This is a genomic window from Acinetobacter sp. EKM10A, from assembly GCF_011075215.1.
Taxonomy (GTDB): Bacteria; Pseudomonadota; Gammaproteobacteria; order Pseudomonadales; family Moraxellaceae; genus Acinetobacter; species Acinetobacter baumannii.
The window spans coordinates 117,288-135,403 of record NZ_JAALLK010000007.1 but is presented as its reverse complement, the minus strand read 5'-3'; the positions used below and the strand labels follow the sequence as shown (position 1 = coordinate 135,403).

The 18,116-nt window shown below is 39.1% G+C and carries 15 protein-coding genes; 7 read left to right on the top strand and 8 right to left on the bottom strand.

Annotation, left to right across the window (positions count from 1 at the left end; translation table 11 throughout):
- Positions 1 to 14: 14 nt before the first annotated feature.
- The 3 genes from G9371_RS11245 (at position 15) to G9371_RS11235 (ending at position 2,985) form a co-directional block, all read left to right on the top strand.
- Complete coding sequence (locus tag G9371_RS11245; RefSeq protein ID WP_000735355.1) at positions 15 to 1,058, top strand: methionine synthase; 1,044 nt, start codon at positions 15 to 17, stop codon at positions 1,056 to 1,058.
- Between the two features lie 185 nt (positions 1,059 to 1,243).
- Entirely contained in the window at positions 1,244 to 1,735 is a 492-nt protein-coding gene (locus tag G9371_RS11240) for a flavin reductase (RefSeq protein WP_000249482.1), read from the top strand.
- Positions 1,736 to 2,418: 683 nt separating this feature from the next.
- Entirely contained in the window at positions 2,419 to 2,985 is a 567-nt protein-coding gene (locus G9371_RS11235) for a TetR/AcrR family transcriptional regulator (RefSeq protein ID WP_029423905.1), read from the top strand.
- 57 nt (positions 2,986 to 3,042) lie between these two features.
- Here G9371_RS11235 and G9371_RS11230 read toward each other — a convergent pair whose 3' ends face one another.
- From G9371_RS11230 to G9371_RS11215, 4 genes are all read right to left on the bottom strand, one after another.
- Positions 3,043 to 3,648, bottom strand: coding sequence for a hypothetical protein (locus tag G9371_RS11230; protein ID WP_000892293.1), 606 nt, complete (start codon positions 3,646 to 3,648; stop codon positions 3,043 to 3,045).
- Positions 3,649 to 3,667: 19 nt separating this feature from the next.
- Complete coding sequence (locus G9371_RS11225; protein ID WP_001282654.1) at positions 3,668 to 4,675, bottom strand: hypothetical protein; 1,008 nt, start codon at positions 4,673 to 4,675, stop codon at positions 3,668 to 3,670.
- A 310-nt stretch (positions 4,676 to 4,985) separates the two neighbouring features.
- Positions 4,986 to 5,678 (bottom strand): hypothetical protein, encoded by a 693-nt coding sequence (locus G9371_RS11220; RefSeq protein WP_001156089.1) that lies wholly within the window; start codon positions 5,676 to 5,678, stop codon positions 4,986 to 4,988.
- A gap of 96 nt (positions 5,679 to 5,774) precedes the next feature.
- A complete protein-coding gene (locus tag G9371_RS11215; protein ID WP_029423903.1) occupies positions 5,775 to 6,125 on the bottom strand; it encodes a darcynin family protein in 351 nt (116 codons plus the stop codon).
- Between the two features lie 121 nt (positions 6,126 to 6,246).
- On the opposite strand from G9371_RS11215, the gene G9371_RS11210 reads away from it, so the two are divergent.
- Positions 6,247 to 6,846 (top strand): TetR/AcrR family transcriptional regulator, encoded by a 600-nt coding sequence (locus tag G9371_RS11210; RefSeq protein ID WP_029423902.1) that lies wholly within the window; start codon positions 6,247 to 6,249, stop codon positions 6,844 to 6,846.
- A gap of 109 nt (positions 6,847 to 6,955) precedes the next feature.
- On the opposite strand, the gene G9371_RS11205 is transcribed toward G9371_RS11210, so the two are convergent.
- From G9371_RS11205 to G9371_RS11190, 4 genes are all read right to left on the bottom strand, one after another.
- On the bottom strand, positions 6,956 to 9,889 hold the full coding sequence (locus G9371_RS11205) for a beta strand repeat-containing protein (protein ID WP_029423901.1): 2,934 nt from the start codon (positions 9,887 to 9,889) through the stop codon (positions 6,956 to 6,958).
- A gap of 834 nt (positions 9,890 to 10,723) precedes the next feature.
- Positions 10,724 to 12,007, bottom strand: coding sequence for a ribonucleotide-diphosphate reductase subunit beta (locus G9371_RS11200; RefSeq protein ID WP_000025827.1), 1,284 nt, complete (start codon positions 12,005 to 12,007; stop codon positions 10,724 to 10,726).
- Positions 12,008 to 12,144: 137 nt separating this feature from the next.
- The gene (locus G9371_RS11195) at positions 12,145 to 12,279 is read right to left on the bottom strand and encodes a hypothetical protein (protein ID WP_000465010.1); all 135 of its coding nucleotides are present in this window, start codon (positions 12,277 to 12,279) and stop codon (positions 12,145 to 12,147) included.
- A 56-nt stretch (positions 12,280 to 12,335) separates the two neighbouring features.
- A complete protein-coding gene (locus tag G9371_RS11190; RefSeq protein WP_029423900.1) occupies positions 12,336 to 15,167 on the bottom strand; it encodes a ribonucleoside-diphosphate reductase subunit alpha in 2,832 nt (943 codons plus the stop codon).
- Positions 15,168 to 15,496: 329 nt separating this feature from the next.
- Here G9371_RS11190 and G9371_RS11185 point away from each other — a divergent pair, with 329 nt between their 5' ends.
- From G9371_RS11185 to bfmS, 3 genes are read left to right on the top strand one after another with little or no spacing between them, the layout of a single operon-like run.
- Positions 15,497 to 15,703: a hypothetical protein gene (locus G9371_RS11185; protein ID WP_000143214.1), complete on the top strand. Its 207-nt coding sequence runs from the start codon at positions 15,497 to 15,499 to the stop codon at positions 15,701 to 15,703.
- A complete protein-coding gene (gene bfmR / locus G9371_RS11180) occupies positions 15,700 to 16,416 on the top strand; it encodes a response regulator transcription factor BfmR (RefSeq protein WP_000076440.1) in 717 nt (238 codons plus the stop codon). The genes G9371_RS11185 and bfmR overlap by 4 nt, the downstream gene beginning before the upstream one ends.
- A 32-nt stretch (positions 16,417 to 16,448) precedes the next feature.
- Entirely contained in the window at positions 16,449 to 18,098 is a 1,650-nt protein-coding gene (gene bfmS / locus G9371_RS11175; protein WP_000472466.1) for a sensor histidine kinase BfmS, read from the top strand.
- Positions 18,099 to 18,116: the final 18 nt, after the last annotated feature.

The following is an 18,116-nucleotide window of genomic DNA, read 5'->3' as shown; positions in this document are numbered from 1 at the left end:
ATAGGTCATTTATTATGAAAAAGTTATTACCGACTTCAACTGCTGGCAGCTTACCAAAACCGTCTTGGCTTGCAGAACCTGAAAAACTTTGGTCGCCGTGGAAACTCGAAAACGAAGGCTTAGTCGAAGGTAAAAAAGACGCGTTACGTTTAGCACTTCACGAACAAAAACTTGCAGGCATTGATATTGTCAGCGATGGCGAACAAACCCGCCAACACTTTGTGACTACGTTTATTGAGCACTTAAATGGTGTAGATTTTGAGAAGCGCGAAACAGTTCGTATTCGTGACCGTTATGACGCAAGTGTACCGTCTGTGGTAGGTGCAGTGTCTCGTCAAAAGCCTGTGTTTGTTGAAGATGCAAAGTTTTTACGTCAGCAAACTGATCAGCCAATTAAATGGGCATTACCTGGCCCAATGACTATGATTGATACGCTTTATGATGGTCACTACAAGAGCCGTGAAAAGCTTGCTTGGGAATTTGCCAAAATCTTGAACCAAGAAGCGAAAGAGTTAGAAGCTGCTGGTGTAGATATCATTCAGTTTGACGAGCCTGCATTTAACGTCTTCTTTGACGAAGTAAATGACTGGGGTATTGCGACTTTAGAGCGTGCAATTGAAGGCCTAAAATGTGAAACTGCGGTGCACATTTGCTATGGTTACGGTATTAAAGCCAATACTGACTGGAAAAAGACACTCGGTTCAGAATGGCGCCAGTACGAAGAAGCTTTCCCGAAACTTCAAACTTCTAACATTGATATCATCTCGTTAGAATGTCACAACTCGCGTGTGCCAATCGACTTACTCGAACTTATTCGTGGTAAAAAAGTCATGGTCGGTGCGATTGATGTTGCAACAAACCAGATTGAGACACCGGAAGAAGTTGCCAACACACTTCGTAAAGCGCTTCAGTTTGTAGATTCAGACAAGCTTTACCCGTGCACAAACTGCGGTATGGCGCCTCTTTCTCGTGAAGTGGCACGCGGCAAGCTAAATGCCTTAAGTGCAGGTGCAGAAATCGTTCGCCGAGAACTTACGGGTTTTGATCTTACTGCTTAATATTTACCAATAAGTGGTATAAAGGGTTACTTTTTTGATGGTGGTTGATAATCAAACAAGTAACCCTCATTTTACTTACTACATGTCGCTCTAATCAGATCGCATGTCGATAGTACCTTCCTGATGGAGTTGGGCGGTATAGCAAACACACAGGAAAAGGTACGGTTCAATTTAGGAATAATGTCATGGTTCAAGCAACAGACTTTAGAAATGCAATGTCTTTACTCACAAGTGCGGTTAGTGTTGTGACCACGGCAGGCATGTCTGGCCGTTTTGGATTTACTGCCTCTGCTGTTTGTAGTGTGACTGACACACCGCCGACATTATTGGTCTGTATGAACCAAGCTGCGAGTTCACATGCACATTTCCTAGATAACAAAATCTTAACCGTAAATGTGTTAGGCGCGCACCACGAACATATTTCAAAAGCATTTTCATCTAAGCTCACACCAGAAGAACGCTTTAAACATGGCGAATGGATTGAGTTAGAAACAGGCGCACCTGTGTTGGAAGATGCTTTGGTGAGCTTCGATTGTGAGATTGAGCAAATTCAACAAGTCGGCACACACACGATTTTTATATGTCCGATTGTGGCGATTAAACAAAGCCAACATGACCAAAGTTTGGTTTACTTTAACCGTGCTTATCACCAAGTGGGGCAGACAGAGACTGTCTAATCCTACTTATCATTTCGCTGTTTCATAATAAAAGACTCATTAAGAAATCAATAAGCACGGATCGCTTCTGTTTAATTTTGAAAATACAATTAAATATAATATCTTAAATAATAATTTAGTTAATCTAATGAAAAACAATAAGAAATTTAATCACTTGTCATAAAAGCGACATTGACACATCCAAACTCTCAGATTATGCTTTGCGTGCTGGCCACATTGCCAGCCGGTTTTAGCAGACCGATCTTTGAGAACATTGAAAAAACACGTTTTTTTGATGTAGACCCACTCGTCTCCCTTTTTGTAGCGGTAGGACGGAAGGGGGACACCTTCGGGTGTGCTGGGTTCTCGAAGCCAGTCTGCTAACCCTCTTTCGTTCTGCCACCATAATTCCAAATGAATGCTTTGGCAGAACTCCAATAATCAGGAGTTGGCTATGCACATCCATCATTTCTTGGCCTTGAGCGCCAAAAGCTATAACGACACCACTTAATTCATCTTTAAACAGTTTGAAGGCATAACCGCTTTTCAGACTTTAAGTCATTACGGCTAAAAACTTATATCAACAATAAAACTTGAGATGTGCCAAGCACAGTCTTACGGCTTTGCTGTGCTTTTTTTTCTCCCAAAAGGGCACAGGCTTTTTATCTCATTTAGAAACAACAAGAATTTATCACGGTAAAACTATGCCAACTTTAGAAATATCTTCCAAAAAATTACAGGTTGTTCAAACCGCCATACAACTCTTTACCACGCATGGATTTCATAATGCAGGGGTAGACCTCATTATCAAAGAAGCCAAAATACCGAAAGCCACGTTTTACAACTACTTCCACTCCAAAGAACGCCTGATTGAAATGTGCATCGCCTTTCAAAAAAGCCTACTCAAAGAAGAAGTGCTCTCGATTATTTACTCAAGCCGTTACTACACCCAAAAAGATAAAATTAAAGAAATTATTGTCTTACATACCAATTTAAACAGTCTGTACCATTTGCTGCTTAAAGCAGTTTTTGAAATAAAACTACTGTACCCGCAGGCCTACCGTATGGCAGTTGAATACCGAAAATGGTTACATCGGGAACTTTTTGACCTGATTTTTAGCTGTGAGACTCGTGCTTTTAAATTTGATGCAGACATGGTTTTAAACTTAATTGATGGCTTGATGCTACAGGTTTTAAGCTCTAACAGTTTGGATGAACGGGAGGTGGTGTTGGAGAGGTTTTGGGGGAGGGGGAACATAAGTTTTTATTAAAGTTTTTGGGTGGTAAATAAGAAAATATACTTTTTTTCTTATTTAAATTCTCAATAGCTAATTTCTATGGACTCTATCACCTAGATAATATAAACCTAAAAAGGTCAGCAATAATAACTGGAACATAAAGAAGCAGATAATAAAAAGACAAAATACATATCCAAGCTCATACCAAAATTGAGAGGTACTAAATATATCTAAACTATAGAAATATTTAAAAGTAAGAACGAAAAAATAAAGAATTAAACTTATAAATGCTAAATATGAAAATAGACGAGACAAAAACATTCGTCGAGAGAGAGGAATTTCTACTTCTCTATCAGGATTAGTTTCAAGTATTTTTTCGGTAGGGGCTACACCAGACATTGGCCGATCCATAACTTCACTAGTCAATGTGGCTATAGCAGCAAGAGCTGCAATATAAAAACCAGGAATAGTTTGTAAAAAGCCGGTTAACAATACTGCAAAATCATTTTTGAAAATATTAGGTTCAATTTCCTTCAATGGATTATAGGCATATATATCTATTCCTAACAAAATAACGCTAGTTATTAAAGCCAATATAGCCGGGATGAAGAAATCAAATTTTTTCTTTGAAATGGCACCTTTAACTTCCCACTTAATGGCAAGGTAATTCAAAGGCTTAAATATATTTTCAAGCATTTAATCACCTCATACTATTTCATAATTTAGACTGTATTCTATCACATAGGTTATGGTTAATTTGGATATCCGCCGTCATAGGTTGTCGTAAAGAAGCAGGAATTCTTTCTTTCTTCACTAGTACAAACTCATCAAGATCGGGATTATATTGAGCAAGCCGTTCACTACCTTTACCGTCTTCAAATTTTATTTTAAACAAAACTCCTTGAAGGTTTGTATGTTGTTGAATTAGATTATGGAAAATACGTTTTACAAAACCTGCTTTCTGTTCTTTTGTTCGTATACTACTAGGAATAATAACCGCACTAGCACTTAAGCTAACTTTCACTTCATTTTGTCTAAAAATACCTTGATTATCCCAATTTTGTTGAAATTGTGGAGCTTGAGTAAACTCAACATTTTTTACTCTGCCATGAATAAATGCATCAATAATTTCATCACTTAAAATAGATTCATATTTAAAGTTGAGTTTAAAACCAAGTTCTTTTGGTAAATCTTTTTTAGGGCCTCGTTCATATCTTTCAGTTGGATGCTCACCAATAAAGTAACTCTTTGAATCTATATTTTCACGGCGTGCATGTTTAGCAAGATAGTTTAGGGTACTAACAAAAATACGCATAGTAACTCCACTTTCATGCTCAATACCCACATCTGCAAGAAAAGGCGCCGATCTATCAACTTTTAAAACAATATGTACACGTTTATCTGCTGCTTCACCTGGACGGCGTTGTAATAGACGTGTTTGGTTAGTATCGAGATCTCGAGCACATTGAGGATCAGCTTCTACGTCAGCAACAACAAAAACTAAACGAATAATAAAATTTATAGGATCAATATCAATTTTTCCTAACAATCCACAAAAACGATCATTTGAATAAGGATATTTAAAACCTTCATAATTCCATTGTTTAAGTTTTTCAAAAAACTCAATTAGATTGAAATTTATATTAGGTTTAGGACTCGCAGGTGATAATGATAATACTTGTGTATTAAGCTTGTGGAAAGTAACGAGTAAATTATCCGACATCAATTATCGCCCTTTTTAAGTAAAGTATTATGTATTTAATGATATTACAATATTAGTTTGTAGTGCTACTTAAAATTACTGTTTAGGAGGATTTTTTAAAAAGGTTATATTGCACATATGTATTTTATTAAAAATGTATATGAAGAACTGAATGCATAATTTATTTATCATAATTTTAAATTTAAGTAATATTCAAGACTCACCTTCAATGATTATCTTATAGAAAATATCTAATTTCTGATTAGTCTATGAAATGGCATAACTTATATCATTTCATAGACTAATTTAGATTCTAAAGATATTTAACTTATTAGTTTTTTTTCTTCAAAGTCAATTCAATAAGTTCTATTTGATATTTGTAGCGTTGGATTTGATAGTTGATAACCATTGAACCTAAAGCAATGCCTGTGAGAAAAGCTGTGCCATACAACAGTAAGGTTTGGACTATGTCTCCATTACTTAATGAAAATGAAATAGATGGCACCTTTGACAATTCTTTCCATACAGACCAACCTAAGCCTATTAATGAAAACACAGCATATTTATCCGAGTTTCCAATAAATGTTGAAATTCTACTGCTGAGTCGAGAGCATTTTAACTGGAGCCAATCCTGTGCCTCTAATAGAGTTTCTTTTTTGTACTTGATTAATGATTCTATGGCTTTTTTATCGTGATCAATTTCAAGTATTAACCAATCAAAACTTCGCGATTTGAATTTGAATATAGATACTAAACCAATGCCTATATCGATAATGATATAAATCGCTGGTATAAATATAGTTAACAGGGCAAACCATTTAGCAATTTCTCTTCCTTGATCTGTAAAAGGTGATACCTTATGCCATATTGCTAGTATAACTAATATTAAAAATAATACGCCTGTAATAGCGATCATATATTTATACCCTCGTCGGGTAAGGCTTTCTAAATACGTTTCTCTGTTCTTTGCTGGTAAAGGTTCCAGTTGATTTAACTGTTCTAAAAGTGATTTTATTTCTTGCATAATTTTCCTCAAATAGAGAGTTTTTTTAAAATTAAGTGAGTCAACTCCTTGTCATTTAATTTAAGCAATTACTTTTATTTATGGGATAGGAAAAAATTACAGATATGACATTTTATGTTTAGAAGAATTTCCATACTCCACATACCCATCTTCAATTGCTGGAATAATTTCGACAAATTCAAAGTAGGGTACTGTACAAAATTCAGAGTCTCGAATCGCATCAATCACAAAATAATAATCTTGCAGAGATGTTGTCTCAAACACAGCAATATCACTCGCTTTAGTGCTAAACGCTTCAACGTCATACCACCGAACTTTTACAGTCGGGTACTTCTCAAAAATAGGTTCAAGCTTTTGTGTACTAAACTCAGCCCGCTTTTCACGTGGTAAAGCCAACCAAGCAGGCAAAGCTCTTAAATGAATAAAAAAAGTATAGGTTCTAGACATAACCACTCCATGACTGGGCGAGTTGTAGTTCAACTGAAAAAGACAGCATTTGCTTGTCATATCAACATGACTTAGTCAGTATATGAGTGATTACTCACATTAAATACTCGCATTTCGGGCCATGTCAAAAACACTCCCAGATCCACGCAAACGCCCGCGTCAAGCACGTTCAGTGGCTACTTTTGAAGCAATTTTAGAAGCGGCTGCTCGCATTTTAGAGTCTTTAGGCTTTGCTGGATTTAACACAAATGCCGTGGCTGAACTTGCTGGTGTAAGTATTGGTAGCCTATATCAGTACTTTCCATCTAAAGATGCTTTAATTGTCGAGTTAATTCGACGTGAACGCGCCAAGCTTTCAACTCATATCGTTGAAGCCATAAAACAACATGAAGCCGCTGACTTAAAAGAAAAATTAAAACTCATCATACAAGCCGCTGTGCAGCATCAATTGAGCCGTCCGCAGTTGGCACGAACCTTAGAATTTGCTTCTGAACTCATTGGAAAAGATATTGAAGAAAGTGAGCTTCAACACGAGCTTGAAACCATAATTTCTAATCTGTTTATATGTTCTGGTATTTCACATCCGCAGACAGCCGCACAAGATGTGATGGCTTTGAGTAAAGGAATGATTAATGCGGCGGGTATAGCAGGTGAAAGTGATTTAAATGATTTACAGCAGCGAGTTGAAAAGGCTGTATTTGGTTATTTAGATCTGGATTAATAATCTATAAGCATGAGCGTATTACTGTCAAAAGCTCTTTAATAAAAAACACCTTCCAAACTCAAGATTTGAAAGGTGCTTTTATAGGGGTTATATCTTTACGAAAACATTAGACAGTCGGTAAAGCATGTAAAAGTTGGTCAGTTAACTGATTTACTGTGTTAAGTGAAATCGTATGAATCAAACTACCCCCCGTTGGATCAGGCTCACCAACAGCAATACCTTGATTTGAACCTACCGAGCCGAGGATATTTCCTAAAATATCTTCTACATCTACAGAATTACTATTGTCTGAGTCGCCATAGTTAATGCTAATTAAGCCATCTAGGCCACCCAGTAAACCACCGTCGCCGCTGTCAACACCACCAATAATCGTGGTGATTGAACCCAAGAGGCCACCTTTTTCAGTGACTAGGTCATCACCTACAATATGCTGAATAATGGTAGATGCCGTTGAACCATTGGTAATAAGGGTATCAATTACACCAGTAATCGAGCCACTTGCACCCTCAAGGTCAGCCCCTGCAAGGTCAGAAATAGCCTCAAGCGTACCGTTAACACTATCGCGTGAAGTCTCGAAAAGTAGTTTTCCAAGGTCTGCAAAATCGCCGACAGGGTGCTCTGCATCAGGGAACACACCAATAATTGTTCCGGCAATCGTATCAATACCTGTATTAATCAAACCTGTTTTTAGACTTTCTAAATTTTGTAGAACGTCAATACCGCTTTGAATAATACCTGTGAGTGGGTTATCGCCCAGATCCCCACCGATGCCGCCAATGCCACCGATAATGCCAGTAATCGGGCTTAGGATGCCTCCATCATCACCAATACCACCGATGATTCCAGTAATTGGACTTAGGATATCTCCATCACCGCCAATACCACCAATAACGCCAGTAATCGGACCTAAGATATCGCCTGTACCTTCACCACCAATAAATGAGAAAGAGTTGCCTAATACATTAAGTGGTGTCGTGATAGGGGCAACAACGTCAACATCATCGCCATTACCGTTGCCAATGCCATAATTATGTTCACCGTTACCTGATGAGATGCCATTTAATAAGCCATCACCAGAGCCGTTGCCTGAGTCGCCAGAACCAATCACACCACCTGAAGTGTTGCCGTTGTTGGTAGTGTCATTGTCATTGACTGTGTTTGAAGTAGTTGTTGGTGAAATATTAATAGAGTCGGTGGAAGAGCCGCCGATACCAGATAAAGCATTGCCCAAAATATTTAAGCCGCCAGTAAATGGAAGCGTAAAGTCTGCATCATCACCGTTTCCGTTACCAATGCCATAATTATGTTCACCGTTACCTGATGAGATGCCATTTAATAAGCCATCACCAGAGCCGTTGCCTGAGTCGCCAGAACCAATCACACCACCTGAAGTGTTGCCGTTGTTGGTAGTGTCATTGTCATTGACTGTGTTTGAAGTAGTTGTCGGTGAAATATTAATAGAGTCGGTCGAAGAACCACCTATACCAGATAAAGCGTTGCCCAAAATATTTAAGCCGCCAGTAAATGGAAGCGTAAAGTCTGCATCGTCACCGTTTCCGTTACCAATGCCATAGTTATGCTCGCCATTGCCAGACGCTGCACCATTTAAAACTCCATCGCCAGAGCCATTTCCAGAACTTCCACCAAGAAGTCCGCCTCCATCATTTCCATTATCAGTCACGTCATTGTCATTAACTGTATTGGTCGTTGTAGTTGGGGCAGTATTAATTGAACTAGAAGATGAATTGCCAATGAGTGAGAAAGAGTTACCAGAGAAATTAAAAACACCTGTAATTGGTGCGGTAATATCTACATCATCACCATTTCCGTTGCCAATGCCGTAGTTATGCTCGCCATTGCCAGAAGCAGCGCCATTAAGTAAACCATCACCAGAACCATTGCCTGAACCACTACCTGTGCCGCCGCTATTACCATTATCAATGGTGTCATTGTCGTTCACCGTATTTGATGTGGTTGTTGGTGCGGTATTAACTGAACTTGATGAAGAATTACCAATGAGAGTAAATGAGTTCCCTGAAATGTTTAGAACGCCGGTAATCGGAGCAGTAATATCAACATCGTCGCCGTTACCATTGCCAATACCATAGTTATGTTCACCATTGCCAGAAGCGATACCATTACCTGCGCCATCACCTGAACCATTGCCAGAACCGCCCAGAGCGCTCACGCCGCTATCACCAGTGCCATTGCCGTTATAGGTGGTGTCGTTGTCATTCACAGTATTTGACGTTGTAGTTGGCGAGGAATTAACAGAACTTGCAGATGAATTGCCAATTAGAGTAATTGAGTTCCCAGACAAGTTAATAGGAAGCGTAATTGGGGCTGTAATACTTGCGTCATCCGCAATCCCATTTCCGATACCGTAGTTTTGCTCGCCATTGCCAGAGCCAATTCCATTTAACAAGCCATCGCCCGAACCATTACCAGCTCCTGAGCCATTGCCGTTATAGGTGGTGTCGTTGTCATTCACGGTATTTGATGTATTGGTTGCAGAGTTGTTGACCGAACTAGAAGATGAGTCACCAATTAGGGTAATAGAGTTACCCGCAAGGTTAATTGGAATTGAAAGTGGGGCAGTAATGCTTGCGTCATCGGCAATACCATTACCGATTCCATAGTTGTGTTCACCATTACCAGAAGCGGCGCCATTTAAAAGCCCGTCACCAGAGCCATTGCCTGTACCGCTACCAATGGTAGAGCCGTTACCATTATTTGTTACATCGTTGTCATTAACGTTATTTGAAGTGGTGGTTGGAGAGCTATTCACCGAACTTGAAGATGAATTGCCTATGAGAGTAATTGAGTTACCAGAGAGGTTGAGGGGAATGGTAATTGGGGCGGTAATGCTTGCGTCATCGGCAATACCATTGCCAATACCATAGTTGTGTTCACCATTTCCGGAAGATATTCCATTAAGTAGGCCGTCACCAGAGCCGTTACCTAAATTACTGCTTGTGTTACTATTTTCAGGAAGTGGGATAATACTAGTAATCGAAGATAAAATACTTTTAATAAACATAATCTATTTCCATGTGATTTGTTTGAGATGTTGTTATTACTATTTATTGATTATGTGTTTCAGAGCACATAATTGAGAAAGAGTATTTAATTTTTTACTATTTGGTGTCAAGTTGTGTAATTTGTCACGGCTGGTACAGCGGGTTTGTAAATATATTCAAAATCAACAAAATAAAAAATACGATTATTTTTAATAACATTTTTAAACATAAAAATGGGCTGAGTTAATAAAAAAAATTTTAAGACTAAAATAATATATGTATTTAAAAAATGATTTATCTTTTTGAAATAAAATAATTTTTATTTAAAATTAAAATAGCTGTGTTTATAACATTTTGTTTTTAAAATAAATTTAATTTATTTATAGGGTTTAAAGCTATGGCTTTAAATAAAGAGAGTGACAAAAATAATATAGATAGATTTTGTGATATTTTTACTTGAGTATTTATTCGGATTTGTAAAATAATCGTAGGGATATAAGTTTTTGTAATAATAATTTGGTATATCTACGCCGTCGGCTGAGTTTTCGTTCGTTTAAAAGCCAGAGTGGGTCAGCCGACACCTTATTTTATTTATTTGCTAAAATTCTTTTTAAAACAATAATTTTTATTTTGGTATTTTAAATTGTTTTTATAAATTATTTAGATTTTTATATTATTTATTTTTAAATTAAAAGAATATAACTTATATAGGATTAAGTTCAGAACAGCCTTATATAAATTATTAAATATTTATTGAATAAAGAATAAATAAATGAGGCTTGAGCTGAGCCTAAATAATTCTGGTAATAAAAAAGCCACTCTAGATGAGCGGCTTTTTGGGAAAGCAGTAAAACTTACCAGCTTAACGCACCACCAGTTTGGTAGTCAGTTACGCGAGTTTCAAAGAAGTTCTTCTCTTTACGTAAGTCCATCATCTCCGACATCCACGCAAATGGGTTAGTTACACCAGCAAATTGCTCTGGTAAACCTAACTGAGATAAACGACGGTTACAGATGAATTTCAAATATTCTTCCATCATGCTTGCATTCATACCCAATACACCACGTGGCATTGTGTCACGTGCATATTCGATTTCAAGCATTGTACCTTCAAGAATCATTTGAATTACTTCTTGTTGGAACTCGGCAGTCCAAAGGTGAGGGTTCTCAATCTTGATTTGGTTAATCATGTCGATACCAAAGTTCAAGTGCATAGACTCATCACGCAAAATGTATTGGAACTGCTCAGCAACACCATTCATCTTGTTACGGCGACCCATACTCAAAATTTGAGTAAAGCCACAGTAGAAGAAGATCCCTTCAAGAACACAGTAGAACGCGATCAAGTTACGAAGTAAACGTTGGTCGTTTTCAGGCGTACCTGTGTGGAAAGTAGGGTCACTTAACGATTGAGTGTACTTCAAGCCCCAAGCTGCTTTACGCGCAACCGATGGAATCTCGCGGTACATGTTGAAGACTTCGCCTTCGTCCATACCTAAAGATTCGATACAGTATTGGTAAGCGTGAGTGTGAATTGCTTCTTCAAATGCTTGACGCAAAATGTACTGACGGCATTCAGGGTTCGTGATGTGACGGTAAATTGCCAATACGAGGTTGTTCGCAACCAAAGAGTCTGCAGTCGAGAAGAAACCTAAAGAACGCATAACGATCGTACGCTCATCTTCAGTTAAGCCATTTTCAGACTTCCAAAGTGCGATATCGTGGTTCATGTTCACTTCTTGAGGCATCCAGTGGTTTGCACAACCATCTAGATATTTTTGCCAAGCCCACTCATATTTAAATGGAACAAGCTGGTTCAAGTCGGCGCGACAGTTAATCATGGCTTTGTCGTCAACCTGAACGCGTTGCGCGCCCATTTCTAACTCTTCAAGGCCAGGAGCAACATCCAAATGTTCTAAGGCTTCAGATGCTCGAGCCATTGAATCGGTTGGATTTGTTGATCGCACGGAATGGGTTCCAGTGGATTGTGGAGCTGCCACGCTCTGCGATGATGGCTGCGCAGCAGATACATTCTGCGAATCAGGCGTTTTTTCCGGGTTGACGGGCGCAGACTTGTGTTCAGGTGCAGCCGGTTTTTGCGAATCATCTTCAAAATCGTCCCAACTAAGGATAGACATTGTTGTTCTCTCTTCGTTGTATATATCTATGTTCGACATCTCAAAACGAAGATGTCACTACTATACGCTCATAATGTGTAAACAAAATTAAGTTTTATTGATGTATGACCAAATTTTGGGCCTTTGGTCCATTATCCCTACAACTTATTTTGCTTACGCTGTTGTTTACGGATTTTAAAAAAGGCGTAAACCATAGGCGTATAAAAGAAAATAAAGGCAAAGATTAAGATTCCAACACCAAGCATATAGTTATGGCTGAGATGAAAAAACATAATCTTTACCTCGTTTAAAGTTGCTCTTTTGTGTTAAAGAGCAACTTTATTGAATGTTATTGGCAAGCTTCGCAATCTGGGTTATCGATTGAACAAGCCATAGGAACCGGAGCTGCTTGAGTGAAGCCGTCTTCTTCAACTGCTTCAGGCTTCTTCGCCTCTACGACTGGAGCTGCCGCAGGTACTGCTTCTACAGTTGCAGGTTTAACCGCGTTTAACGCACCTGTATTAATTGTAGATTTTTCAGCAGATGTTGCGCCTAACGCACGGAGGTAATAAGTCGTCTTAAGACCACGTAACCATGCCATCTTATAAGTGATGTCAAGTTTCTTACCGTTTGCACCAGAGATGTAAAGGTTAAGAGATTGTGCTTGATCAATCCATTTTTGACGGCGTGATGCAGCATCAACAATCCAGCGTGGCTCAACTTCAAACGCAGTTGCAAAGATTGCTTTTAATTCTTCAGGAATACGAGCAATTTTTTGTACTGAACCTTCAAAGTGTTTGAGGTCATTAACCATCACTGTGTCCCAAAGACCACGTTCTTTTAATGCGCGAACAAGGTAAGGGTTAATTACAGTGAACTCACCAGACAAGTTAGATTTCACATATAAGTTTTGGAATGTTGGCTCAATAGACTGAGAAACACCGCAAATGTTCGAAATGGTTGCAGTTGGAGCAATCGCCATTACGTTTGAGTTACGCATACCGTCTTTTTGAACTTTGGCACGTAAACTGTCCCAATCTAAACGTTGAGTACGGTCAACTTCAAACATACGTTCTGGACGAGATTTCGCAACAATTTCTAAAGAGTCGATTGGAAGGATGCCTTGATCCCACAATGAACCCTTAAATGTTGAGTAAGCACCACGTTCAACAGCCAAGTCACTTGAAGTTTGGATTGCATAATAGCTAATCACTTCCATTGACTCGTCAGCAAAGTTCACAGCTTCATCAGAACCGTAAGCCATACCCATTTCGTAAAGCGCATCTTGGAAGCCCATGATACCCATACCAACAGGGCGGTGTTTCAAGTTAGAGTTCTTCGCTTGTGGTACAGCGTAGTAGTTAATGTCGATAACGTTATCGAGCATACGAACTGCTGTTTTAACAGTGCGCGCTAACTTCTCACGGTCTAATACGCCGCCTTTAACGTGTTGAACAAGGTTGATCGAACCTAAGTTACATACCGCAATTTCGTCTTGGTTGGTGTTTAACGTAATTTCAGTACATAGGTTAGATGAGTGAACTACGCCAACATGTTGTTGTGGTGAACGTAAGTTACAAACATCTTTAAACGTGATCCAAGGGTGACCAGTTTCGAACAACATAGAAAGCATTTTGCGCCATAAGTCTTTCGCACGTACTTTCTTGTGCAACATGTTCTGTTCTTTTGCAACAGACTCATAGTATGCATAGCGTTCAGCAAACTCAGCACCAGTTAAATCGTGTAGGTCTGGAGTTTCAGATGGAGTGAATAGTGTCCATTCGCCATCTTCAAACACACGTTGCATAAATAGGTCAGGAACCCAGTTTGCAGTGTTCATGTCGTGAGTACGACGACGGTCATCACCCGTGTTTTTACGAAGTTCTAAGAATTCTTCGATGTCTAAGTGCCAAGTTTCTAAGTACGCACATACCGCACCTTTACGCTTACCACCTTGGTTTACCGCAACGGCTGTATCGTTCGCAACTTTAAGGAACGGAACAACACCCTGAGATTTACCGTTTGTACCTTTAATATAAGAGTTCAAGGCACGTACAGGTGTCCAGTCATTACCTAAACCACCTGCCCATTTAGAGAGCATCGCGTTGTCACGCATTGCACCATAAATATCATAAAGGTCATCGCCAATCGTTGTTAAGTAACAGCTTGAAAGCTGTGGACGTAATGTACCTGAGTTAAACAGAGTAGGCGTAGAGGCCATGTAGTCAAAGCTAGACAACAAGTTATAGAACTCGATTGCACGCTCTTCTTTGTCTTGCTCATTAAGTGCAAGACCCATTGACACACGCATGAAGAATAATTGTGGTAATTCGAAGCGAACGCCATTTGAATGGATGAAGTAACGGTCAAATAGAGTCTGTAAACCTAAATAGGTAAACTGGTTAGAACGTTCCGGTTGAATCGCTGCTGCTAGTTTTTCTAGATCGAACTTAAGCAAGTCCGGTGAAAGCAAATCAAGCTCTACACCTTTTTTCAAGAATGCTTCAAGTGCATTGTTTTCAGCTGTATCGGCTGGTAAACCTAAGAATGCTAAGCCAGTGCTTACCAACTCATCACGAAGCAAACGTGCAGTTACGTATGTATAGTTAGGTTCTTGTTCAATACGTGTACGTGTTGCCATCATCATGGTGGTAGCAATATCACTTTCTTTTACGCCGTTATATAAGTTTTTAACGGTTTCATCGATAATTGCTTGAACATCAATACCTTCTAAGCCTTCAGCAGCTCGATTTACAGTTGCTTGCAGTGCACTTAAATCAAGTGGTTGAAGCTGACCGTTTGCATCGGTAACTTGCAAGGTAGGGTGATGATTAGAATTTGTGTCTTTACGGGCACTTGCGCGTTGATCGCGATAGATAACGTAAGCACGAGCGACTTTGTGCTCCCCAGTACGCATCAGTGCAAGTTCAACTTGATCTTGAATCTCTTCAATATGAATGGTACCGCCAGAAGGTAAACGGCGAGTGAAAGTGTTCAGTACCATTTCCGTCAGTTGGGTAATACGGTCGTGAATACGGCTCGAATCCGCACTTTGTTGACCTTCCACAGCAAGAAAAGCTTTACCAATCGCAACAGAAATTTTCTCTGCATCAAATGCAGCAACATCTCCGGTGCGTTTAATCACCTGAATTTGACCGGGAGTCGAAGTAATTACGCTCATGCCAGCATAGCTCCATTGTCACTTTTGTTATGTTCATAGACCGTTTGAACCGAGCAAAAAACATGCCACGATATTTGAGGGATAAACACAAGACTTAGTAGTTAAAGTTTATTTTCAACACAAGATACGGGATTTTTTACGGTAGATCAATCTTGACTTTTTAGTAATTTTTTATCTGTATGATTTGTCGGGAGATAGCATACCAAAGCTGTGAAAAAACACTTATAGATAACTTTGTGGATAACTCAAAAAACAAACACTTGAGTGAATTTAAATTTAGTGAAGAAATAATTTGTTTAATATTCATACATAGGAAATATGAATAGATTATGACATTTAAGAACAATAAACAGATAATAAAAATACCTGAAAATTCAAAGATTAATAAAATGCAACAAAACATGGTTGTCATGTATCAGTTTGGTGAACGCCTACTTGTTTACAATGTAAACGTGTGTATATTGCAAATGATAAACGAATGTATCTGCAAGATTTTTAAGATACATGTAATGAGATTTATAGGGGCAATGATATGAGCCAAGAAGAAAAGTTACCAAAGATTCTGATCGTTGAAGACGACGAGCGTTTAGCGCGATTAACTCAAGAATATTTAATCCGTAACGGTTTGGAAGTTGGTGTAGAAACCGATGGTAACCGTGCAATTCGTCGTATTATTAGTGAGCAACCGGATCTTGTGGTCTTGGATGTCATGTTGCCGGGTGCAGATGGTTTAACCGTTTGTCGTGAAGTTCGCCCACACTATCATCAACCAATCTTAATGTTGACTGCACGTACTGAAGATATGGATCAGGTACTTGGTCTGGAAATGGGTGCAGACGATTATGTCGCGAAACCAGTTCAACCACGTGTATTATTAGCGCGTATTCGTGCTTTGTTACGCCGTACAGATAAAACTGTTGAAGATGAAGTTGCTCAACGTATTGAGTTTGACGACCTTGTCATCGACAATGGTGGCCGTTCGGTAACGTTGAACGGTGAGCTTGTTGACTTTACAAGTGCTGAATATGACTTGTTATGGTTGCTTGCATCAAACGCTGGCCGTATTTTATCGCGTGAAGATATCTTCGAACGTTTACGTGGTATCGAATACGATGGTCAAGACCGTTCAATTGACGTACGTATTTCACGTATTCGTCCAAAAATTGGCGATGATCCTGAAAATCCAAAACGTATTAAAACTGTACGTAGTAAAGGTTACTTGTTTGTTAAAGAAACCAATGGATTGTAAAATCTGATTAAACTTCCTATAAGGTTGGTCGAGTGTTTAAACACAGTATATTCCTGCGAATATATGCGGGGCTGGTAATTCTTGTTGTTTTGGTGGCTGTTTTTGGGTATTTACTGGTACAAATTATCAACTACCAACGCGCACAAGAATACCGAGAATCTTTAACTGATGGTATTTCTTATGTCATTAGTGAAGGAGTCGCTCGACAACCTGGGAAGCAGCAAAAAATAGATTGGATTTCTGACGCATCTGATTTGCTCGAACTTCCAATTTATTATACCGATGCAAGTAAGGTTGAGCTGTCTCGTACCGAGAAAAAGCGGATTGAAGCACAAAAATCTGTAGTTCGTTACGATGCAAGCAATAGCATTGCATATGTCATTATTGGCTTACGTGACGACCCACAACATTACCTATCTATAAAAGTCGACAAAATCACTGAACGCCAAATGAAGGCTCTTCCTATTTTTGTGCTCGACTATTTAATGTTTTATCCGGGGCAGGAACAAGAATATCTTGCCAAGATTCAAAAGCATTTCTCATATCCGATCAATATTCAAAACATTCAAGATGTAAATCTGGACTCTGAACAGATTGGACGTTTGCGCCAAGACCAAAGTGTTATGTTGTACAAAGATAGCGCAACAGTGCGCGGTACAACCATTTCGATTGTGTCTCCAATACCGAATCATCCTGCGCAGGTGTTAGTGCTGGGTCCGGTTCCAATGTTTAACTGGATGCCTTTACAGCTTTCGGCGGGTATTACTTTATTTAGCTTATTCTTATTAAGTCTAGGTGTTTACGGTTTGATTTTGCCGTTAGAGCGCAAAATCCGACAGGTGCGTTATGCATTAAACCGTATGAAATCGGGTGATTTGTCACTGCGTGTTCCTATTGAAGGAAGCGATGAAATGGCAAACTTGGCTTCAAGTTATAACAATATGTCTGACCATATTCAGCGTTTGATTGAGGCTCAACGTGAGTTAATGAGAGCGGTATCTCATGAGCTGAGAACGCCTGTGGCACGTATTCGCTTTGGTACAGAAATGTTAGCCGAAGAAGATGATTACAATCATCGTATGCATCAGGTCGACATGATTGATAAAGATATTGAAGCACTCAATACCTTAATTGATGAAATTATGACTTATGCAAAACTAGAGCAGGGTACACCTTCATTAGACTTTGCAGAAATTGTACTTTTTGAAGTGTTGGATCAGGTTGCAGTTGAAACTGAGGCTTTAAAAACACAGAAAGAAATTGAACTTATTCCACCGCCTTTATATGTGAAAGTAGATGCAGAGCGTCGTTACCTTCACCGTGTTGTACAAAATCTGGTAGGTAATGCTGTTCGTTATTGTGATAACAAAGTTCGGATTACGGGCGGTATTCATAGTGATGGCATGGCTTTTGTCTGTGTCGAAGACGACGGACCGGGTATTCCTGAGCAAGACCGCAAACGTGTATTCGAAGCCTTTGCCCGTTTAGATGACAGTCGTACACGCGCATCTGGCGGTTATGGTTTGGGTCTCTCTATCGTAAGTCGTATTGCTTACTGGTTTGGTGGGGAAATTAAGGTAGATGAAAGTCCAAGTTTGGGAGGCGCACGCTTTATTATGACTTGGCCAGCACATCGCTTTAAACAACCGCCATTAAAGACCAATAAAAAAGCACCTGCATAAGGTGCTTTTTTTATTGGT